Below are 23,380 nucleotides of genomic sequence, written 5' to 3' on the forward strand. Positions count from 1 at the left end.
GTCCTTTGCACCCGAATTGCCGCAGGACGTTCACATCCGCCGACTGCCCCGGATGCAGTTGCAACAGTTCCGACTTTGTCACACCCGACCGACATCCATCCACCGACGCGCGAACGAGGAGGCGATACCCCAGGTCAGAGGCGCGTGGCCGATCGGATACGCCCGCGCGTCGCAACCCCTCGTGTCGTCCGCGTCGGCATTCGATCCCACATATCACGAGGTAATCAAGGCCGTCACCGCACCGGAAACGCACCGATCGAACCGATTCCGATGGGGCGAGAATCACAACGACCGGACCGATCGGATAACCGATCCCGCCCGGAAACAGACTGGTCGGCGCTTACGCGTTGAAGTACTTGGCCTCCGGATGCAGCAATACGAACGCATCGGTCGACTGTTCCGGATGCAGCTGCAACTCCTCCGACAGGACGACGCCGATGCGGTCGGCCGCGAGCAGGTCGACCAATTTCGCCCGGTCCTCCAGTTCTGGGCAGGCGCCGTAACCGAAGGAGTAGCGGGCGCCGCGGTAGCCGAGTTTGAAGTACTCCTGCACATCCGAGGGGTCGGAGTCGGCGATCGAATGCCCTTCCAGCACCAGCTCTTCGCGGACCCGGCGGTGCCAGTATTCGGCGAGCGCCTCGGTGAGCTGGACGCCGATGCCGTGCACCTCGAGGTAGTCGCGGTAGTTGTCCGCCGCGAACAGTTCGTTGGCGAAGTCGGCGATCGGCTGCCCCATGGTGACCAATTGGAACGGCAGCACATCGACCTGACCGGTTTCGCGGGCGCGTTCGCGCGAGCGGATGAAGTCGGCTATGCACAGGAACCGGTCGCGCTGCTGGCGCGGGAAGGTGAACCGGTAGCGTTGCGGCGCATCGGGATTCGGCTCGGCCAGCACGATGACGTCATCGCCCTCGGAGACCGCGGGGAAGTACCCGTAGACCAGGGCCGCATGTTGCAGTACGCCTTCGGTGGACAGCCGGTCCAGCCAGTACCGCAGGCGCGGCCGACCCTCGGTCTCCACCAACTCCTCGTAGCTCGGGCCCTCACCGCCGCGCTGACCGCGCAGACCCCACTGACCGAGGAATAGCGCGCGCTCATCGAGCAGTCCCGAATACTCGTGCAGCGAAACGCCTTTCACCACGCGGGTGCCCCAGAACGGCGGCACCGCGACCGGCAGATCCGCGGCCACATCGGAGCGCGCGGGCACCTCGATCGGCACCTCGGCCGCCTTGCGCTGTTCGGCGATCCGTTTGGAACGCTCGTGCCGCGCCTTGCGCTCGGCCGCCTTCTCGCGTTCCGCGATCGCCGCCGGGCTGTCCGGATCGATGCCACCGCCGCGCTTGCGGGTCATGATGTCGTCCATCAGCCGCAGGCCTTCGAAGGCGTCGCGGGCGTAGTGCACATCGCCGTGGTAGACCTCGGTGAGATCGTTCTCGACGTAGGCGCGGGTCAGCGCCGCACCGCCGAGCAGCACGGGGAACTGGTCGGCGACGCCCTTGGTGTTGAGCTCCTGCAGATTCTCCTTCATCACCACGGTCGACTTCACCAGCAGACCGGACATGCCGATCACATCGGCCTTCTTGTCGACGGCGGCGTCGAGAATGGTCGCGATCGGCTGCTTGATGCCGAGGTTGACGACCTCGTAGCCGTTATTGGACAGGATGATGTCGACGAGATTCTTGCCGATATCGTGCACATCGCCCTTGACCGTGGCCAGCACGATGCGACCCTTACCGCTGTCGTCGGTGGCTTCCATATGCGGCTCGAGGTAGGCGACCGCTGCCTTCATCACCTCGGCCGATTGCAGCACGAACGGCAGCTGCATCTGGCCGGAGCCGAACAGCTCACCAACCGTCTTCATGCCCGACAGCAGCGTTTCATTGATGATCTGCAGCGGCGGCACCTCGGTCATGGCGGCATCGAGATCGGCCTCCATCCCGGCCTTCTCGCCGTCGACGATCCGGCGTTCGAGCCGCTCGAACAGCGGCAGCGCCGCCAGCTCCTCCGCGCGCGAGGCCCGCGACGACGAGGCCGACACACCCTCGAACAGCAACATGAGCTTCTGCAGCGGATCGTAACCGTCACGACGGCGGTCGTAGACCAGGTCCAGTGCGGTCTCGCGCTGTTCCTCCGGAATGCGGGCGATCGGCAGGATCTTGGAGGCGTGCACAATCGCGGAATCCAGTCCGGCCTGGACGCATTCGTGCATGAAGACCGAATTCAGCACCTGGCGCGCGGCCGGATTGAGGCCGAAGGAGATATTCGACAGACCGAGGGTGGTCTGCACCTCGGGATGCTTCTGCTTGAGCAGCCGGATGGCCTCGATGGTTTCGACACCGTCGCGCCGCGACTCCTCCTGGCCGGTGCCCAGGGTGAAGGTCAGCGTGTCGATGATGATGTCGCTTTCGCGCAGACCCCAGTTGCCGGTGATATCGGCAATGAGCCGCTCGGCGATCTCCACCTTCTTCTCGGCGGTGCGGGCCTGACCCTCCTCGTCGATGGTCAGCGCGACCACCGCGGCGCCGTGTTCGGCGACCAGCTTCATCGTCTGCTGGAACCGGGATTCGGGACCGTCACCGTCCTCGTAGTTCACCGAGTTGACGGCACAGCGACCACCGAGATGTTCCAAACCGGCCTGCAGGACCGGGGTTTCGGTGGAGTCGAGCATGATCGGCAGGGTCGACGCGGTCGCCAGTCGCGACGCCAGCGCCGACATATCCGTGGTGCCGTCGCGTCCGACGTAGTCGACGCACAGGTCGAGCATATGCGCGCCGTCGCGGGTCTGATCCTTGGCGATATCGAGGCATTTCTGCCAGTCCTCGGCCAGCATGGCCTCGCGGAATGCCTTGGAGCCGTTGGCATTCGTGCGCTCGCCGATCATCAGGACGGAGGCATCCTGTTCGAACGGCACCGCGGTGTACATGCTCGATACGCTCGGCTCGTGCACCGGTTCACGGCGCGCCTCCAGCGGCGGCAGCGTCGGTTCCACCTCGCGCACCGCCGCGGTGACCTGACGAATATGTTCCGGAGTCGTACCGCAGCAGCCGCCGACCAGGGCGAGCCCGAATTCGGATACGAAGCCGCGCAACGCGATTGCCAGCTCTTCGGGGGTCAGCGGGTACTCCGCGCCGTTCGCGCCGAGCACCGGCAGACCGGCATTCGGCATGACCGACACCGGAACCGTCGCGTGCCGGGACAGATGGCGCAGGTGCTCGCTCATCTCGGCCGGGCCGGTGGCGCAGTTCAAGCCGATCATGTCGATACCGAGCGGCTCCAGCGCGGTGAGCGCCGCGCCGATCTCACTGCCGACCAGCATGGTGCCGGTGGTCTCCACCGTGACGTGGGTGATGATCGGAATGCGCCGCCCCAGCTGGACCATCGCGCGCTGACTTCCGGTCACCGCGGCTTTGACCTGCAAAAGGTCCTGGCAGGTCTCGATCAGGATGGCGTCCGCGCCGGCCTCGAGCATGCCGAGCGCCGCCTCGGTGTAAGCGTTGCGCAGCGCGGTAAAGGGGGCATGACCCAGTGTCGGCAGCTTGGTGCCCGGTCCCATCGAACCCAGCACGTACCGCGGGGTGCCATCCGCGCTCGGGCCCATCTCGTCGGCGACCTCACGGGCCAGGCGGGTGCCGCGCTCGGACAGATCGCGAATCCGGTCGGCGATGTCGTAGTCGGCGAGGTTCGGCAGATTACAGCCGAAGGTATTGGTCTCGACCGCGTCCGCACCGGCCTCGAAGTACGCGCGATGGATATTGCGCAGGACATCGGGGCGGGTGTCGTTGAGGATTTCGTTGCAGCCCTCCAGACCACGGAAGTCGTCCAGGGTCAGTTCGGCCGCCTGCAACATCGTGCCCATCGCACCGTCGCCGATCACGACACGCCGCCGGAGCGTGTCGAGAAGGGTGGTATCGAAGGCGACTGGGCTGGACTCAGACATGTGATCAAGCGTAGTGGGCCGCTACGACATGCCGAACCACCGTACCGGTGTCGGGCGCCACACCTGCCCAGACAGATGAACCGACGGTGCCGCGCCGACTGTGCAAATTCAACACCGCGTGCTCACACGCCGTAGGCTGACCGGGGTGAACTCCAGTGAATCTCCGGTGTCACCCGAGCCGGAACTGCCGACATTGCGGGAACCTGTGCTGGTCGCCGCCTTCGAAGGCTGGAACGATGCGGGTGATGCGGCAAGTGGTGCCGTCGAGCATCTGGAACTGATCTGGGATGCCGAGCCGCTGGCCGAACTCGACTCCGAGGACTATTACGACTACCAGGTCAATCGGCCGACGGTACGTCAGGTCGACGGTGTGACCAGGGAAATCCAGTGGCCCTCCACCATGCTCTCGGTCTGCTCGCCGCCCGGCAGCGATCGCGATGTGGTTCTGCTGCGCGGTATCGAACCCAATATGCGCTGGCGCAGCTTCTGCGCGGATCTGCTCGAGTTCATCGAACAACTCGGCGTGCAGACCGTCGTCATACTCGGCGCACTGCTCGCCGACACCCCGCACACTCGCCCGGTACCGGTCACCGGATCGGCCTATAGCAAGGAAGCCGCCGAGCGGTTCAGCCTGGAGCAGACCCGCTACGAGGGACCGACCGGTATCACCGGCGTGCTGCAGGATCAGTGCGTGAAGGCGGGCGTGCCCGCCGTCTCGTTCTGGGCGGCCGTGCCCCATTACGTCTCGCAGCCGCCCAATCCGAAGGCGACCATCGCGCTGCTGCACCGCGTCGAGGATGTGCTCGATATCGAGGTGCCGCTCGGCGAGCTGCCCAAACAGGCCGAGGACTGGGAGACCGCCGTCAACGAGATGACCGTCGGCGACGACGAGATCAGCGAGTACGTGCGCTCGCTCGAGGAACGCGGCGACGCGGCCGTCGATCTCAACGACGCGATGGCCAAAATAGATGGCGACGCGATCGCGGCCGAATTCGAAAAGTACCTGCGCAGGCGGGGTCCGGGCAGCTTCGGGCTGTAATCGGTTCACGCCGTTGCGGTCCGGGTTCGGATAATTCACCGAAAGTTCGCCATGGGGCCACGCGTAGGTATGGAAAGGCTTGCCATCTAGACTTCCCGGGTGACTATTCACCGGATCGTCGCGCACCTTCGCAGTTTCGACGACCGGATCGCCGTCCTCTGCTCTCGATCTCCCTCGGCGGCCGTCACAGCAGCGGAATCGGTGCCGGATGGTTTGGAGCGGATCACCTATGCGCAGCTGGCGGCACGTGTCGAGGAGTACGCGCGGCAGCTCGGAGCGACCCGGCGCCTCGTTGCGCTCGCAGCACGCAACGATATCGACTCGCTCGTCGCGTATCTCGGCGCGCTGAGCGCGGGCTGTGTCGTGCTGCTCACCGCGGAGGTCACCAGCGAATTGCTGGATACCTACGATCCCGATGTCGTGATCGATGCGGGCCCGCCCGATATCCGGCGGGCCCGCTCCGCACATCGCCTGCATCCGGAGTTGGCGCTGCTGCTGAGCACTTCCGGCTCGACGGGTTCACCGAAGCTGGTGCGATTGTCCGCGGCCAACCTGGTGTCGAATGCGGAAGCCATTGCCGAATATCTGGCCATCGATGCCGATGATCGCGCCGCGACGACCCTGCCGATGTTCTATTGCTACGGACTGTCGGTGGTACACAGCCATCTGCTGCGCGGCGCGAGCCTGCTGCTCACCGACCGATCGGTCCTCGACGACGAATTCTGGGTCCAGTTCCGTCGCTACGGCGCAACATCTTTCGCGGCGGTGCCGTACACGATCGATCTGCTCGAACGCGTCGGCTTCGCCGAGATGACACTGCCGAGCCTGCGCTACCTCACCCAGGCGGGCGGCCGCCTGGCACCCGAGCGGGTCCGCGACTACTCCCGGCTCGGCAAGCGGGCGGGCTGGGACTTCGTCGTCATGTACGGCCAGACCGAGGCGACCGCGCGAATGGCCTATCTGCCACCGGAACTGGCCGCCGAACATCCGAACTGCATCGGCAAGCCGATTCCCGGCGGCCGATTCACCCTGGAGCCGGTGCCGGATACCGATGACAAGGAGCTGGTCTATCACGGGCCCAACGTGATGCTCGGTTATGCCGACGGCCCACGCGATCTCGCCCTCGGCCGCGCGGTCGAATCGCTGCGCACCGGCGATCTGGCCCGGTGCACACCCGAGGGCCTGTACCAGGTGGTCGGCAGGCGCAGCCGGTTCGCCAAGATCTTCGGCCTGCGCATCGATCTGCAACGGCTCGAATCCGGTTTGGCCGCAGCCGGTTTCACCGCGTGCTGCACCGATGATGACGACCGGTTGGTCGTCGCCGCCGAATCTCCCGCGCACTCGCTTGCCGCGACCGCCGCCGAACTGTCCGGTCTACCGGCCGCTGCGATCCGCGCCTGCGCGGTCGAGGAAATACCGCGCCTGCCCAATGGCAAGCCCGACTATCCGGCGATCCGCCGACTCTCCGCACCCGAACCCGAACTGCCGCCGCGCGATATCCGCGCGCTCTACGCCATCGCCCTCGGCATCGATCCGGCCCGGGTCCGGCCCGACAGCACCTTCGTCGATCTCGGCGGCAATTCGCTGACCTACATCACCACCTCGACCCGCCTCGAGCGCGCACTCGGGCGACTGCCCGCGAACTGGCCGGACCTGACCGTCGCCGAACTCGAGCGAGTTCCGGACGGCCACCGGACATTCGGTCGCACGGTGGACACCCCGACCTTGTTGCGCGCCGCCGGAATCGTGCTGATCGCCAGCGCACATATCGGCATATTCGTGCACTGGGGCGCGGCACATATCTTGCTCGGTGTCGCCGGATTCAACTTCGCCCGCTTCGCGGTCACCATGTCCCCGCGCGCCGAACGGCTGCGGCACGCGCTGCACACAGTGGCGCTCATCGCGATTCCGACCACCGCCTGGGTGGCGCTCACACTGCTGTTCACCGACTATTACAGCTGGCAGAACGTGTTGCTGCTCAACAAGATTCTCGGACCGCGCGACAGTGACACCGCGGGGCACCTGTGGTTCATCGAGGTGCTCGTGCTGTTCATGGTCGTGTCCGCGCTGTTGGTGCGGGTGCCTTTCATCGATGCCGTGCAGCGGCGCGAACCGTTCTGCTTCGCCATGGGGCTGGTCGGCCTCACCATGGTGTTCCGGCTCTGGTCGTTCGGGCTCTACCCGCCCAAGGATGTGCCGTTCTCGCCCCTGGCCTGCTGGTTCTTCGCTCTCGGCTGGGCGGCCGCGAAGGCTACGGCGATCTGGCAGCGGCTGCTCGTGAGCGCCGTACTGCTGATCTCGGTGCACGGCTACTTCGGCATTGCCGATCGGGAGCGGCTGGTGATGTCCGGGCTGCTGTTGTTGATCTGGCTGCCCGCGGTCCGCGTGCCCGCCCTGGTGGCGGGTGTCGCGGCGCTGCTGGCCGACAGCTCGTTGTTCGTCTATCTGCTGCACTGGCAGGTCTATCCGCCATTCGGGCAACACCATGTCGCGGCGCTGCTCGCATCCCTCGCGGCCGGTGCGGTCGCGACCTGGCTGGTGGCGAACCTGCGACGCAGGTCAGTCCTGGTGCACAGCTTCTTCGCCAAGAGCCTCGTCTCGAAGCGCGCAGCTCTCGATGGTCCACACCTGCGCCGCCGCATCCTGGGCCAGCTTCGCGAGCAGAATGTCTCGCGGAATCGTCTGGCCGGCAAAGTGATCGAGTGACGGCACCACCACATGATGCGCGTCCGCCCGCTTCAGCTCCTGGGTCAACTCGGCGAATGCCGTGCCGTCACCGGAAGTGGATTCATGGAATGTCGCGGCGAAGCAGAGCCCTTCCTCGCGAGCGAGGCTGCTCATCGCATCCTCGAGCTCCGCACTGTGGCCATCGGCCAGATCGTCACGCAAGTATCCATAGATCAACGCTTCCACCCGAACCTCCGTTGGATTGGGGATCTCGCTGTTCTCTTATGTGGATCACCCCCGTCGCCGAGGGGCATTGCGCACTTGCAAGAGCAGATGTCCTTACATTTGAAGCGTGGCAAATCTTCCGCGCCCATATCCATCATGTAGGACGCAAAACTGCGACTGCAGGTGTCAACCCAGTGACATCTGTATGCCCTATCCGGGCCACTGAGCGTTAACTGGTGCGATACTACAGATGTGGCCGCTGGAGACGATCGACCCGTCTGGGCTGTCCGAATGCGCTCCGAACGTGACGCGCGGGGGTGGTCACAAGCCGACGCCGTCCGTGTGATGCGCGCGAAGTCTTCGCACAACCTGCCGACGGACAGTACCCTGCTGCGTAATTGGCGACGCTGGGAGTCGGGCGAATCGCGTCCGGACGACTTCTATGCCCCTATCATCGCGGCCGCGTTCGATACGGTGACGGCCGCGTTCTTCCCGAAAAATCGTCCCAATCGCGATGATGAGCTGCTCTCGGCAACCGGGATGGACACCCTCGAATTCATTGGCAGGCTACGGATGTCGGACGTCTCCACGGCCACACTCGATGCCATCCGCATCACCGCGGAGCGGCTGTGCTGCGAATATCCATTCGCCGATCCGCACGATCTGCATACCGAGGGCACATCCTGGTTGCGCCGCATCACCTCGCTGCTGGACGGCCGACTGACCCTGGCACAGCATCGCGAAATTCTCGTACTGGCCGGTTGGGTTGCTCTGCTTGTGGGTTGCGTGGACTACGACCTCGGTCGGCGCACCACCGCGGAAGCCACTCGCCGTGCGGCCTATTCGCTCGGCCAGGAAGCCGAGCATGCCGAGATCACCGGCTGGAGTGCGGAAATGGCGGCCTGGTTCGCGCTGACCCAGGGCAACTATCGGGGTGCGATCGAGGCGGTCGACCCGGCCTTGACAACCAGCGGCAAACTCGGCGCCGGTGTCCAGTTATGCGCACAACGCGCGAAGGCCTGGGCCCGTCTGGGTGATCGGCGCGAGGTGGAGGCATCACTGAACCGGGGCCGAGCTATTCTCGAGCGACTCGACCATCCGACCAATCTGGACAACCATTTCGTGGTCGATCCGCAGAAGTTCGACTTCTACGCCATGGACTGCTGCCGGGTCGCGGGTGAGGATCCGCTCGCGGAATCCTATGCGCGCGAGGTCATCCGCCACTCGACCCGCGCCGACGGCACGATACGCAATCCGATGCGGGTGTCCGAGGCACATCTGACCCTCGCGGTGGTCGCGGTCCGCAACCGCGATCTGGAGCTCGCGCTGGACGAGGGCATGCGGGCCTTCGCGGGCAAGCGCCGGTCACTGCCATCGCTGATGTGGATCGCGGGTGAGGCCGCGCGCGAAATCATCGAGCGCTATCCGGGCGATCCGCGCACCCGGGTGTATCTGGATCAGTTGCGGACCTTGTCCTGCGAGTGATCATTTCGGCGTACGTTTGACTCATCGCCAGCGGTAAGGGGTGGGCGATGAATAGGGTTCGCGTCATTGTGCGTCGCGATGCGAACGAATCGCTACGCACCACAGTCGTCGAGGCGGGTGCGCCCATCGGTGAACGGGTAGCGCCACTGCCTGATCTGGTCGCGTGCGCGTGGGATGCGGTGGGCGGTCAACCGGAAACGGTGCGTCGAACGGTCCTTCAGATCGGTACCGCGCTGCGTGACGCACTGTTCGAGCCACACACGACCCGGCAGCTGACGCGACTCGTCGACGGCTCCGATACCGAGATCGTCTTCGATGTCGACGACGAGACGATGCTGCTCCCCTATGAGATGCTGGTACTCGCCGACGATATGCCCCTGGCCATCCGGCCGACCGTAGCCATCTCCCGCAGGCATCCGGGTAACGGGCAGCCCAGCTCTGTGCCGGCACCGGGGCCGTTGAAAGTCCTCGCCGCGGTCGCCGCGCCGACCGAGACCCGGACGGCCAATATGGCATTGGATGTGGAAGCCGAGATGCAGGCGATCCTCGACGCGGTCGCACAGGTGCCGACCGCTGGCGGCGGTGGCGTGCGCATTCTGGAAGTCGCTTCGCTGCAACAGATCACCGCGGCACTGCGGGCCGAGGAGTTCCACGTGCTGCATCTGAGTGCGCACGGGTCGGCGACGATTCTGGAATTGGAGGATGAGGACGGCGATCCGGATGTGGTCGAGGCCGCGGATCTCATTGCCGCGCTGCGTGCTTCGGAGCGGGCGCTGCCGCTGGTGGTGTTGTCGAGTTGTGGCGGTGTCGACGGTGGGCCTGCCGGGTTGGCGCGCACGCTGATCAGCGGGGGTGTCGAACGGGTGCTGGTCATGCAGACCCGGGTGTCGGACCGGTATGCCACGCTGTTGGCGAAATCGTTCTACGCCATGCTGTCCGCACATCCGGCCGGGTCGGTCGCCTTCGCATTAGGGCAGGCGCGCCAGGCCCTGGAGCAGGAGCGCCTCGCCGATGGCGCATCGGTTCCGCCCGAGTGGTTCGTGCCGACGCTGCTCACCGGCGTCACGGACCGGCCGCTCTGGCATCCGACGGCGCCGCCGCGCCCGCTCGGACGCCGGACGCAAGCGCCGAGCGGTGCGACGGTGCGTGAGTTGCCGGTCGGATATCTGATCGGTCGTCGTGGGCCGGTGCGCGATATCGTCCGGACACTCGATTCCTCACGTGGGCGGCCGGGTGTGGTGATCACCGGTATGGGCGGGCTCGGGAAGACGGCGGTGGCCGGTCGCGTGGCCGCGCGCATGCGCGAGCGCGGCTGGCATATCGCCGAACATGTGGGGCAATGGAATCCGTCCGCATTATGCGACGCGGTCCGCACGGCGATCGAGGACGACCCGGCATTGCGCACGGTGTCCGATGCGCTCGCCCGCGACAACGGGGAGCAGGCGCTGAAGCATGTCCATCGGTTGTTGGCGGGGAGCCGAGTGCTGTTGCTGTTCGATGATTTCGAACAGAATCTGACCCGACCGGGCGGTGCCGAATTCCTCGATCCTGGTTTCGCCGAACAGTTTTCGCAGTTGTGCCGGGTCGCCGGAACAGGCCGATTGCTGGTCACCTGTCGCTATCCGGTTCCCGGCGGTCTCACCGACGTCGCCCTGACTCCGCTGAGCCCGGCGGAGTTGAAGCGAATGTTCCTGCGGCTGCCCCAGATCAGCGGTTTACGCGTGGACGAGCAGCGGCTGGTCGCGCGGACGATCGGTGGACACCCGCGGCTCATCGAATTCGTCGACGCGCTATTGCGCGGTGGCGACGGCACATTGCGGCCGGTCGGTGAACGGCTACACCGATTGGCCGACGAACACGCCGTCGATCTCGGCCGGGACCGGACACTGTCCGAAAGCCTCGATACCGCGGTGGTGCTCGGCACCCGCGATATCCTCGTAGACGCGCTGCTCGACCTGCTCGATGCCGCCGAACGCGAACTGCTGCTACAGATTTCGCTCTCGCGGACGCCGCTGCGCGACCTGGATATCTCCCATGCCCGCTTCGGTGCCGACGCGACCCGAGACCAGCGCCGCGAAGTGATGGCGGCCATCGATACATTGCTCAGGCTGACGCTGTTGACCACCGACGACGACCGATATCTCGTGCACCCGTGGGTCGCCCAAGCCCTCGACGCCCACCAGGGCACTGATCGTATTCGCCGTCACAACCGAGCCCACGGAATGCGGATGGCCCGAATCTCCGCTGGCTTCCGGGACTTCGACGACTACAGCGAGGCTTGCGGACATCTCCTCGCCGCGGGTCGGTTCGCGGAACTCACCGATCTCGCCATCCCGTTCTGCCGCGAGTTGGACCAATTGCAGGTCGCCGCCCTGCTCGGCGAGATCATGCCCACGCTGCCGACCGAAACCCCCGGCTATCTCGAGCTCGGCGAGCGCGAGGTGCGCGCACTGCGCCGGACCGGGAACCTCGGTGCCGCAACCGATCGCCAGTATGCGCTGGTCGAGGTGCTGCGCGCCAGGGTGCAATCGGCCTCGGGCAGTGCCGATGCCCGACGCGCGCTGGTCATCGGCCTGGACACCCTCGGTGAACTCGCGATGCTGGCCGGAAATCTCGGCACGGCGCGCGAGCACTACAGCCGATCCCTGCGCACCGCACGGCATCTCACGAATACCGACCCGCACAACGTCGATATGCAACAGGTGCTCAGCCGCGCACTGGAGAGCCTCGGCGATATCGCCGTGCGCACCGGCGATCTCACGGCCGCCCTCGCCCACCACACCGAGGCACTGGCCATCCGACGCTCGCTCGCCGATAACGACCCCACCCGCGTGGACCTTGGCCGCGACCTCGCCAATGCCTGCACCCGACTCGGCGACCTGGCAGTGCTGACCGCCGATCTCGACGGCGCACATTACCTCTACACCGAATCGCTCACGCTGCACGGCGGTCTCATCGAATCCGGCCCCGACGCCGCCGAATCCCGGCGTGGCCTGGCCATAGCGCACGGCAAACTCGGTGATCTCGCCATGCGCGCGGGGCACGGCGAGACCGCGAGCAGGCATTACTTCGAAAAGCTGCGCATCAGTGCCGAACTTTCGCTGGCCGATCCGGGCGATACCGAGATCACCCGCGATGTCGCCATTGCCATGCAGCAGATCGGTGACACCTCATTGCTCTACGAAACTCCGGAGGATGCGTTCACCTTCTTCACCGAATCCCTCGCCATCCACCGCGAGCTCGCCGAGAAGGATCCCGGCAATGCCGAATACCGACGAGATCTCGCCATCGCACTCAACCGATCCGGCGACGTGGCACTGCGCCTCGGCGAACTCACCACAGCCTCGACCCACTACACCCAAGCCTTGGCCATCCACCGCGGCTTCGCCGACGCCGACCCGGGCAATGCCCGAAATCAGCGCGACCTCAGCATCTCCCATGACAAACTCGGCGACTTGGCCGTCCGCACCGGCGACTATCTGGCCGCTGATCACCACTACACCCAATCCCTCACCCTCGCAAAACAACTCGCGGCGGCCGACCCCACCAATACCGAAATGCAGCGCGACCTGAGCATTTCGCACCACCAACTCGCCATGGTCGCCGCCGCGACCGGCGCCTTCACTCTCGCCTTCCGCCACAACACCGAGGCACTCACCATCGCCCGCCGCTTGGCCACCGCCGACCCGGAGAATCTGCAACTGCACCGCGATGTCGGGCTGATCCTCTGGGCGATCGGGGATGCCGCCGAACGCGAACACGACTATGACACCGCCGTAGCGGTCTATCGCGAGGCCGTCGCGATCGCCCAGGACGTCCTCGACACCGACCCGGCCAGCCCCCGCGCCCTCCGCGATATGGAATTCGCCCTGACCAACCTGGGTCGCGTGGTCGACATCGTCGAACCGGACCCGCTCGGGTCGACCCGCATCGACGCTCTGCTGGAACAGGGGAAGACCTTCCTCCGGCGCCTGCTGCCGCCGACCTGATTCCGCAGGTAACGCCCATCTCTGTACCACTATGTGCGGTATCCGCTGTAAAGTCTGCTGTATGACGGTGCGCCTGAATATCTCGATGGACGACGATCTCGCGGCCCGTCTCCGTGCGGCATCCGCCGATAAGTTGAGCGACTACATCGCCAAGGCCGTGCGCAGGCAGTTGCTCGAGGATGAACTCAGGGCATTGCCGGACAGCACCGGGACCGAATGGGTGAAGGACGCCGAGCAGACCGCCGAACAAGTATTGTTCGGCCGTGCCAGCTGAACCCACGCACCAAGGCCAGATTTGGAATCTCGTGAGCCGGATCTCCGGGCGCCGCGCGACGGTGGTGATCGTGGATTCCGATGTGGTCATTCGGCAGCGGCCGATGTTGGTCGCCGCGCCGGTGCGCGAGGCTCGCGAAGTTCCGTCGCGCCATCAATTGCTCACCGTCGCAATGCCGGAGAGTTCGCAGGTGATCGCGCTGTACGACATCGCCATCGTGCCGAAAAACAGTCTCACCGAGCAAGTCGGTGACCTCACCTCGGAAGTGCTCGAGCAGGTGAAGATCGGGCTGCGGGCCCGATTCGACCTGTGAGTCACCAGGTGGCGAACAGGTGCAAACCGGACGCGGCCACGCCGAATGGGGGTCGGTCTCGACACCCGCGACCGACCCGCTACTACCCTGTTCCCGGTGACCGACTCCGTTGACGGCCTGCCGTATGCCGCGCCCGCGCTATGGGATGAGCGGTTGCGGCTGTTCTCCTTCGCCACGGCCGAGAAGCGGGTGGAGTATCTGTGGGTGCTGCGGGCGTTCGACAATGCGCGCGCGGCCTATGTGGTGTTGCTGCACGCCGACGATGTCGCGACCTGGATCGAACGCAGTGCGCCCGATGCCCCGCAGCTGACCGGCGCGGAGATCGGGCCGCTGTTGGACCAGCTGCATCAGTGGGGTGTGGTCGAGCGCAGCTATGACGGCACGCGCGCCGCGACGCTCGCGGAATATCGGAATCGGCACTACGTCTATCAGCTCACACAGGCCGGATTCAAGGCATATCGGGCGGTCGCGGGTGTACTCGAGGCACGGCTGGACGAAGCCGCGCTGTCGCGACTGGTGCTGCCCGAACTGCTCGCGGATCTCAATACCCTCGCCGAGGCGAATAAGGCCGGTGATGCGGAGCGGGTGTACCGGACGCTGCGCCGCCTGGATGCCGCACTCTCGGATATGGCGGCACGGGCCGCGCATTTCTACCTCTCGCTCGGCGATATGGTGCGCACCACCGAGATCACCCCGGAGTCGTTCCTGGCGCACAAGGACGCACTGCTCGCGCATATGCGCGAATTCAGCATGGATCTGGCTCGTTTCGCGCCGCGCTTGGCCGCGGCGATCGGTGAGATCGAGCAGACCGGCGTCGAGGAACTCATCGAGCGGGCGGCGCGCTGTGACGAACGGGTGCTGCTGAGTCCGGCCGAGCGGCAAGCGGATTGGCGGGCGCGCTGGCAGGGGCTGCGGACCTGGTTCGTCGCGACGGCCTCCGATATTCCCGGCGAATCGTCCTCCACCGAGGCGGATCGGCTGCGGGAGGCGACCATGAGCGCCATTGCCGCGGTGCTGTCGCTGCTGCGGCGGGTCACCGATTCACGTAAGGGCGGGGTGAGTCGCGAATCGGCGCTGAGGCACCTCGCTGGCTGGTTCACCGCCGCACCGACCGCTGACAGCGCACACGCGCTCTTCGATGCCGTCTTCGGTCTCGGTAGGCCGCGTCATATTTCCCTGGAACATCCGGATGCGGACCTGATTCCGGCGATCCGCTCCTGGTGGGAGGCACCACCATTGGAGATCTCGCGCACCCTCGCCGAAACGGGCAGGCCGCCGCAGGCCGGTGCCCCCGCCCGAATTCAACGCAATGACGCGGGAATTCGCCGACTCCGCGAGGCGCAGCTCGACGCGCAGCGCGCCCGCGCCGAGGCCGCCAAATCCCTGGCCGCCGCCTCGGTACACGAGCGCGTCCTCGACGAACGGGAGACCGAGGTGCTGCTGCGCCTGCTCGATGCCGCGTCCACCGCCTGGGTTCCGGTGAGCGGCCGCGTCGACGGCACCACCGGCTCGGATAGCGGTGTCACCCTCACCGTCTCCGAACATCCGGGTTCGACGGTGATCCGCACCGCACGCGGGCTACTGCATTTGAACAACCGCCGCCTAGAGGTGAAGCAGTCGACCCGCGGGCGGCGCGCATGATCAACGCCCGCCGCATCGATTCGCTCGCACTCGACAACTATCAGCGCGCCGCCCGCGTCATCCTCGCCAATCACCTGGTCACCCGGACCTTTCCGGACCGGATCGCGCTGCCGCTGATCCGGCGCTGGGCCACCGAACTCCGCGAGGATCTGGCCGAATTGTTCGGCTACCGACTCGAGGTCACCGAAACGACAGCCCGGGTCTTCCCGGTCATCGATCGACTCGATTCGGGCAAACCGGCCCGCTCCGTCACCGAGCGCGTCTTCGACCGCCGCCGCTACGCCTATCTGGCCTTGGCGCTGGCAGCGCTCGGCCGCGCCGGGGATCAGATCACATTGTCGGAGTTGGCCGATCAGGTCGCCGCCTATACCGGACGGGTCGACGGCCTCGAACTTTCACCCGACCGCGCCGCCGACCGCGATGCCTTCGTCGATGCCGTCGGCTGGCTCGCACATCGGGGTGCGCTCACCCTGGCCGACGGCGATGCGGGTGGCTGGGCCGCCGATCCGGAGGCGGGTGAGGCGCTCTACGACATCGACCGGCCGGTGGTTTTCGCGCTGTTCCGACCGCCGCGCGCGCTGCAGCATCTGCACAGTGTCCGTGGGCTGCTGACCGAGGACGCGCTCGCGCACGGTCCGGCCGCGAATGCGCAGGCCGCCGATGCGGCGCGGCGGGTGCGGCGCAGTCTCGTGGAGCGTCCGGTGGTGTACGCCGAGGATCTGGCCTACGACGAACGACCGCTGTTGTTGCAGGATCGGGTCGTCGCCGATGTCGAACAGTTCACCGGCTTGCGGGCCGAGCGCCGCGCGGAGGGCGTCGCGTTGATCGATGTCTCCGGGCGTCTCTCCGATGTCCGTTTTCCGGGCACCGGCACATTGGCGCAGGTGGCGCTGCTGCTTGCCGGTGAAATCGCCGACCGCGTCCTCGATATCGACAATCCGGTACCGGTACGTCCCGGCGCACCCGATCCCGCCGTCGCCCTTGCCGAGCAGCTCGACGGCGCCATCCCCGAGTCCACCGTATTCGTGCCGCTCGCCGATCTCCCGTCCACCGACCCCGAAGTGGCGGAAGAGGTTTCGGATCCTGATGCGGAGGCGATGGCGTATGTGCGCGCGACGTACCCGTTCGTCGAAGCGAGCTGGGTCGGCGAGACGGTGCAGGCGCTGACCGACCGTTATGGTGTCACCTTCGCCGCGCAGTGGCAGGCGGACGTTCCCGGACTGGCCAGGGAGGTTACCGCCCTGTTGGAGCGGCTGCGGCTGGTCCAGGTGGTCGAGGACGGTTTGATCATTCTGCCCGCACTGGCTCGCTACCGCGGCGCGGTCGTCACCGTCCGCACCAAGCGGGCCGCCGAGTTGTTCGTCACCGCCTCCGACACGCTCGGGGCCGACAGCGTTGGTACGGAAGGGATTTAAACCATGTCGCTCATCCATGGCGGAGTGCGGTTCGTCCCGACCCGCGCCGGCATCATCAACCTGTGGGACTACCGCGACCAGGAGTACTGCTTCGCCGACGGGAGGCTGGTACTGCGCGGACCCAACGGTTCCGGTAAGACCAAGGCGCTCGAAGTGCTGTTCCCGTTCGTGCTCGACGGCAGGATCGAACCGCGCAGGCTCAATCCGTTCGCGGGTGAAGAGCGCACCATGAAGTCGAACCTGTTGTACCGCAAGCAGGACTCCGCGTATTCGTATGTCTGGATGGAGTTCGCGCGCGGTAAATGGGACGACCCCGAGGTCGTCACCATCGGCATCGGTATGCGCGCCACCCGGTCCTCGGACAAGGTGACCCGCTGGTACTTTGTCGCCGACGGCCGTGCGGGCGTCGACTTTTCACTCATCGGCCCCGACGATCGGCCGCTGACCCGCAAGCAGTTGGCCGAGCAGATCGGTACCGACGCCATCGTCGATCGACCGGTCGAATACCGCAATGCGATCGACGCACGCATGTTCGGTCTCGGCACCCAGCGCTACGACCAGCTGATCAATCTCATCCTCACGCTGCGCCGTCCCCAGCTCGCGAAAAACCTTGATCCACGCGGACTTTCGCAGGCACTCACCGATGGTCTGCGCCCGCTCGACGAGCAGCTGATCCTGGACGCGGCGCGTTCGTTCAGCGATATGGAGGAGGTCGGGCGCACCCTGGAGGGTCTGGTCCACGCCGACACCGCCACCAGGTCCTTCGTCGATGTATACCGGAAATACCTTGCGGTACAGGCGAAGACCGATGTCGACCAGGTACGGACCCGACTCGATGCGGTGACCCACGCCAGCACCGCACTGTTCGCCGCCACCGCACTGCGCGAACGTCGCGAGGGCGAACGGACCGCCGCCGAGGCGCGTGCAGACGATGCCGACCGCGCCTACGAACAAGCACTCTCCGACCGGGAAACCCTGCAGCGCTCCAGCGCCTACGAGGGCAAACAGCAACTCGACGATCTCGCCGACGCGGTGCGCCGCCTGGAGACCTCGGCGGGTGTGCACAAGGACAAGGCGCTCAAGGCCCGGCAAACCCTCGATCAGCGCGGTCAGGAGGCCGAACGCGCCAAGGCAGCCGTACAGAACGCGGCCGCCGCGCTGGCCCGCGGCGAGGACGAATTGCGTGCCGCCGCCGAAGAGGCGGGCATCACCTGGGCCGGATCAGCCGACCAGGCCCGTGGCGATCAGCTGACCGCCGCGGTCCGCGGACATGCCGAGGAACGCGACGCCGACGTGCGCGCGGTCCGCAAGGCGCTCGGTCTGATGGATTCCGCTACCGCCGAACGCAATCGGGCCGAACAGCTCGCCGAACGGGCTCGTGCGCTGCGCGAATCGGCCGCCGCCGAGGTCTCGGCTGCCGAGGCAGCCGTTGTGCTGGCGCGCACCGAAGCCGCAGGCGCACTGCGCACTTGGTGGGATGCGCATCGAGACGTGTACTCCCCCATTCAGAAAGGCCTGTTCGAAGCCCTCGACACCGCATTGGCCGATGCGGGCTCCGATGAGGCGGCCGGTGTCGCCGAGGTTCTGGCCGAACGCGCCGAACCGCTGCTCGACGACATCCGCACCCGCCGTCAGGAAGCGCGCGCCACCGCCGCGCTGGCCGGTGACCGGCTGGTCGAACTCGAGGCCGAACGCGATGAGGTCGCGGCCCAACGTGACGAGGCCCCACCGGTTTCGGCGGCTCGTGCGCGGAATGCGGAGGGTCGTCCGGGGGCGCCGCTGTGGCGACTGGTCCGTTTCGCCGATTCCGTGACACCAGCGCAGGCCGCGGGCATCGAGGCCGCCCTGCACGCCGCGGACCTGCTCGATGGTTGGGTCTGCGCGGAATCCGAACGACCGGAGTACACCTCCGACCAGTTCCTGGTTTCCTTGCCTACCCCAGCGCGGCCGTCCGGGCGCACGCTCGCCGACGTCCTTGTCGTGGAGGAAGATTCGGCCGACCTCACGGTGCCGAAGCAGATCGTCGCAGACGTGCTGGCCTCCATCGCCCTGTACGACAAGGACTCCGATCTCGGCACCGAAGTCGGCGTGAGCACCACCGGCGCTTTCCGCCAGGGCGTTCAGGTGGGCCGCCACCACAAACCTGATGCCGAATTCATCGGCGCGACCGCCCGCGCGAAGCGCCGGGAAATCCGGCTCGCCGAGTTGGCCGCGGCAATCCACTCCACCGAGGAGACACAGCGGCAGGCACAGGCCGCCGAGTCGGCAGCGAGCGCCGAACTGGCGCGAATCTCCGCCGCCGCCAAGGCATTGCCGCGTCCCTCGGCCGTCACCGCCGCCCTGCGCGCGGTTTCGGAAGCGGCTGGCATGATGCGCTCGCGCTCCGAGGCCGTCCAACAAGCCGAACGCGACCTCGACCAAGCGGTAGCCGAGGCATCGGCCGTCGAGAAGAAGCTGCGCTCGGTCGCTCAGGCGCACCGCACGCCGCGCGATGCGCGCGAGATCGATGCCCTCGCCGCCGCCATCCGTCACTTCGAGAACACCGGAACGGGCCTGCTGCGCCTGCGCACCGATCACGAACGAGAGCGCGAACGCGAACGCGAGGGTTCGGACCGCTTCGACGAGGCCCGCGATCTGGCCGAGGCCTTCGCCGAAGAGGCCGAGGCCGCCAATGCGGGCTACCAGGAGCAACTGCGCAAACTCGAAACCCTGCGCGAGGCGCTCGGCGCGGGCGCCGCCGATATCGATCGCGAACTCGAACAGGCGCGCGCGAAGATCGAGGCGACCCGGGCCGAGCAGAAAGCCGCTCGCAAGGCCGCAAATGAGGCGATCGAGGCGGTCGGTGATGCGGAGGCGGCCTACCGCACCGCGCACGAGTCGCTCGGTACGGCACTCACCGAGGTCCTGGCCGATGTGAAAGCCCTCGCGCCCTACGCCCAGCCGGATCTGCTCACCCTGCTCGGCGCACCTGCCGACAGCCGCTGGCCGAGCAGCGACGCCGCCTGGTCGACGCCCGAACAACTGCTCTACCGCATTTCGGCGGCTGGGCCTCAGGTCGAACCCCAGGTGCTGCCGGACGAGGTAGCCGAACTCTTCGTCGACCTGACCGCCGCAACGTCTTCCGTGCGCGCGGGCGAGGCGGCACGCAAATCCACGCGCAGTGCGGTGACCTCGGCACTCCAGGAATTCGACGCCGCGCTCGCCGCTTCCGGCCGCGATTACCGGCTGCAATGGGATGCCGCGGACGGCCTGACCGTCGTCCAGGTACAGGACGACAACGGGCTGTCGGCCCTCGCGGATTTCGCCACCCGCATCGACGCCGCCCGCCGCGATCAGGAATTGCTGCTCACCGACGCCGAACGCCGGATCCTCGAGGACGCACTGCTCACCGGCCTGGCACAGCAGATCTACGAACGCACCAGCGACGCGCGCGATCTCATCGCCCGCATGGGTGCGGAAATGAAGCAGCGCCGCATGTCCTCGGGCAATACCATCGGCGTGCACTGGGTGCTGTCCGATTCACTCTCGGATGCGGCCCGGGCCATGTGCAAACTGTTGGATCGCGACGCTTCCTCCCTCGTCGCCGATGATCTGGCGGCCATTCGCGCCCACTTCGCCGCCGAGATCCGGGCCGCCCGCGCCACGCATCCGGAGCGTTCCTATCCCGAAATCCTCGGCGCGACACTGGATTACCGGACCTGGCGGGTGTTCTCCTTCACTCTCATCTCCGCCGACGGCAGCGAGGACAAGCTGACGGTGGCCAGGCACAGTGCGCTCTCCGGCGGTGAACAGTCGGTCTCGCTGCATCTGCCGCTGTTCGCCGCCGCGCACGTCATGCTCGACTCAGCCGATCCGCAGGCGCCGCGGCTGCTCGCGCTGGACGAGGCGTTCGCCGGTGTCGACGACAACGGCCGCAGCGAACTGCTCGGCTTGAGTGTGCAATTCGACCTCGACCTGTTCATGACCGGCTACGACCTGTGGATCACCTACCCGCACGTCCCCGGCTGCGCGCATTACGATCTCGCGCATTCGGCCGCCGAGAACACCGTCAGCGCAACGCTGCTGGTATGGGACAGCGGCGATCTGCTCGCCGAACACGATGGGACCGATCTCACCGCCGCGCTCGGCTCCCCCAACCGCCGCCGCGTCCCGAACTCGATCGAGGGCGGGCTCGCACTGGACAATATGCCGGGCAGCCCGGCGCCCGTCGGCTGAACGTGAATGGATAGCAGTGTCTTCGAGCTCCACCCCGCCCCACCGCAAGGTCGCCATCGCCACGCTGGTCGGCACCACCCTCGAGTGGTACGACTTCATGCTCTACGGCACGGCATCCGCGCTGATCTTCAGTAAACAGTTCTTCCCGACGCTGAGCCCCGCGGCCGGAACGCTGGCGGCATTCAGCACTTTCGCGGTCGGTTTCGGCGCGCGACCGATCGGCGGGCTGGTCTTCGGCCATTTCGGTGATCGGTTCGGTCGCAAGACAACCCTCGTGGTGTCGCTGTTTCTGATGGGCGTGAGCACCATGCTCATCGGGGTGATCCCGAGCTACGAGAGCATCGGATTCTGGGCTCCCGCACTGCTCGTCGCATTGCGACTGCTGCAGGGCGTCGGACTCGGCGGTGAAGGTGCGGGAGCGGTCGTGCTGTCGATGGAGCATGCGCCACCGGGACGACTCAACCGGTATGCCAGCTTCCCGCAGATGGGCACACCGGCCGGGCTGATCTTGGCCAATGCCATCTTCCTCGGCACCAGCGCGCTGCTGCCCGATGCGGCCTTCCTGAGCTGGGGTTGGCGAATTCCGTTCCTGCTCAGCGCGATTCTCATCGTCGTCGGGCTCTGGGTGCGACTGGGGATCACCGAATCCGTCGACTACGCCGAACTCCTCCAACGCGGCGAGGTCGCCTCGTTCCCGCTTCGCGACGCACTTCGGGTAGGACCTGCGCGGCTGGTGCTGATTCTGTTGGCCGCCATCGCGACCTCGGCCGTCGTCTATATCTTCATGGTGTTCACGCTGACCTACGGCACCAAGACGCTGGGGTTCAGCCGAGACTTCCTCCTGCTCGGCGTCATCGTTTCCGCCGTCTTCTGGTGTGCCGCAATGCCCTTCTGGGGCTCGCTCGCCGACCGCTACGGCACGCGCCGGATATTCCTCGCGGGTACCGCCGCGCTGACGGTGTGGTGTGCGGTGTACTTCCCGCTGCTGAACACCGGCAACAAGGCCGTCGTCTTTCTCGCGCTGCTCGGCATGGGCGTCACACTGCCGATCGGCCACAGCGTCGGCGGCATCGTCATCGCCGAACTCTTCCCACCATCGGTCCGCTACTCCGGCACCTCGCTGATCGTGCAGATCTCGGTCGTCCTCGGCGGCGGACTCGCCCCGCTCATCGCGACCGCACTGTGGACCGCAGGCTCGACCTCAGGAGCGGTGACCTGCTATATCGTCGCCATCTGCGCGTTGAGCACGATCAGCACGGCGGTGCTGATCCGGGCAGCCGAGGCGAACGCAGAGATCCCCGTGCCCGTACCGGTCGGCTGACTACAGCCCGAAGGAGCCGCTCGACCACGGCAGGAGGGGGATGGACGGCAATCCCGGGAGGACGGGCGGGATGGGCGACGACGGAGCCGGTGCGGTACCGCCCTCGCTCGCGTCCGCGCGCAACGCCGGGCAGGCCCCGCCCGGGGCGGTGGCGAGTTCGAAATGCCACCATTCGTTCTGATAGATCCGGCACAGGCCCCAGCGATTCCCATTCGCCTCCAACCACTGTGCCCCGGCCTGCGGCCCCACGTCGATCGCCCGGCCCTGCACATGGGTCGACTCGTTGGGCGGCAGCACCCACCGCCGCGCCTCCTCGGGACTGCCGTAGGTCCGCACCCCGTCGTCCCACAGCGCCTGCTGCTCGGCGGGCGTGCGGTAGCCGGAGTTGATGTACAGCCCGACCCCTTCGGCACGCGCCTGGTTCTCGGCCCGCGTGTACGCCGCGGCGAGCCCCGGCTCCAGCCCCTCGGTCCCGCTGGCATTGCCAGCCACCTGCACGATCGGCGCGGCCGTGGCGGCGGGCATGGACAGCCCGGCCGCGACGATCACCGGGAACAGTGCGGCGGATACGCCAAGCATGGTCCGGGTACGAAGCGTGAGCGACATGTCAGCGATAGTAACGGCCCCGCGTCCACTGACCCGCAGCTACTCCCCTACGGCTCACACCCCACCGTCGATCACCGCTAGCAACACACCGGCGAACGCGAGGACACGATGTTGTCCGAACGGACGTCATTCACATAGCTTTCCACATACTCACAGCACAATAAATCACCAATGTCCGAAACATCCTGTGCCACGCCCGATTTGTCGCAGCGGAAATCCCCCTGTCCACAATCTATTCCAGTGTTGTGGATCA

General features: G+C 66.5%; 12 protein-coding genes. 10 read left to right on the forward strand and 2 right to left on the reverse strand.

Annotated elements, in window-relative coordinates:
- Window positions 1-340 precede the first annotated feature (340 nt).
- Entirely contained in the window at window positions 341-3,937 is a 3,597-nt protein-coding gene (gene metH, locus ACQPZ2_RS25060) for a methionine synthase (protein WP_433520682.1), read from the reverse strand.
- 136 nt (window positions 3,938-4,073) lie between these two features.
- Here metH and ACQPZ2_RS25065 point away from each other — a divergent pair, with 136 nt between their 5' ends.
- The 10 genes from ACQPZ2_RS25065 to ACQPZ2_RS25110 all read left to right on the forward strand — a co-directional run bounded on the left by ACQPZ2_RS25065 (window position 4,074) and on the right by ACQPZ2_RS25110 (window position 22,521).
- Entirely contained in the window at window positions 4,074-4,976 is a 903-nt protein-coding gene (locus ACQPZ2_RS25065) for a PAC2 family protein (protein WP_387293241.1), read from the forward strand.
- Between the two features lie 99 nt (window positions 4,977-5,075).
- Window positions 5,076-7,682 carry an AMP-binding protein gene (locus tag ACQPZ2_RS25070; protein ID WP_433520683.1) on the forward strand — a complete coding sequence of 869 codons (2,607 nt, stop codon included), beginning with the start codon at window positions 5,076-5,078 and terminating at the stop codon, window positions 7,680-7,682.
- 477 nt (window positions 7,683-8,159) lie between these two features.
- Window positions 8,160-9,353, forward strand: a complete 1,194-nt coding sequence (locus tag ACQPZ2_RS25075; RefSeq protein WP_433520684.1) for an XRE family transcriptional regulator — start codon at window positions 8,160-8,162, stop codon at window positions 9,351-9,353.
- Between the two features lie 47 nt (window positions 9,354-9,400).
- Window positions 9,401-13,342, forward strand: a complete 3,942-nt coding sequence (locus ACQPZ2_RS25080; protein ID WP_433520685.1) for a CHAT domain-containing protein — start codon at window positions 9,401-9,403, stop codon at window positions 13,340-13,342.
- A gap of 61 nt (window positions 13,343-13,403) precedes the next feature.
- Complete coding sequence (locus ACQPZ2_RS25085) at window positions 13,404-13,616, forward strand: hypothetical protein (RefSeq protein ID WP_433520686.1); 213 nt, start codon at window positions 13,404-13,406, stop codon at window positions 13,614-13,616.
- Window positions 13,606-13,929 (forward strand): type II toxin-antitoxin system PemK/MazF family toxin, encoded by a 324-nt coding sequence (locus tag ACQPZ2_RS25090; protein ID WP_433520687.1) that lies wholly within the window; start codon window positions 13,606-13,608, stop codon window positions 13,927-13,929. Before ACQPZ2_RS25085 ends, ACQPZ2_RS25090 begins: the two co-directional genes overlap by 11 nt.
- A 153-nt stretch (window positions 13,930-14,082) precedes the next feature.
- A complete protein-coding gene (locus ACQPZ2_RS25095; protein WP_433527518.1) occupies window positions 14,083-15,570 on the forward strand; it encodes a TIGR02677 family protein in 1,488 nt (495 codons plus the stop codon).
- The gene (locus tag ACQPZ2_RS25100) at window positions 15,570-16,985 is read left to right on the forward strand and encodes a TIGR02678 family protein (RefSeq protein ID WP_433527519.1); all 1,416 of its coding nucleotides are present in this window, start codon (window positions 15,570-15,572) and stop codon (window positions 16,983-16,985) included. The genes ACQPZ2_RS25095 and ACQPZ2_RS25100 overlap by 1 nt, the downstream gene beginning before the upstream one ends.
- A gap of 3 nt (window positions 16,986-16,988) precedes the next feature.
- The gene (locus ACQPZ2_RS25105) at window positions 16,989-21,200 is read left to right on the forward strand and encodes a TIGR02680 family protein (RefSeq protein WP_433520688.1); all 4,212 of its coding nucleotides are present in this window, start codon (window positions 16,989-16,991) and stop codon (window positions 21,198-21,200) included.
- A gap of 16 nt (window positions 21,201-21,216) precedes the next feature.
- Entirely contained in the window at window positions 21,217-22,521 is a 1,305-nt protein-coding gene (locus tag ACQPZ2_RS25110) for an MFS transporter (RefSeq protein ID WP_433520689.1), read from the forward strand.
- Here ACQPZ2_RS25110 and ACQPZ2_RS25115 read toward each other — a convergent pair whose 3' ends face one another.
- Complete coding sequence (locus tag ACQPZ2_RS25115; RefSeq protein WP_433520690.1) at window positions 22,522-23,127, reverse strand: D-alanyl-D-alanine carboxypeptidase family protein; 606 nt, start codon at window positions 23,125-23,127, stop codon at window positions 22,522-22,524. It abuts the gene before it with no gap.
- Window positions 23,128-23,380: the final 253 nt, after the last annotated feature.

Origin of the sequence: Nocardia pseudovaccinii, from assembly GCF_050942345.1 — a bacterium.
In the GTDB taxonomy this organism is placed as follows: Bacteria; Actinomycetota; Actinomycetes; order Mycobacteriales; family Mycobacteriaceae; genus Nocardia; species Nocardia pseudovaccinii.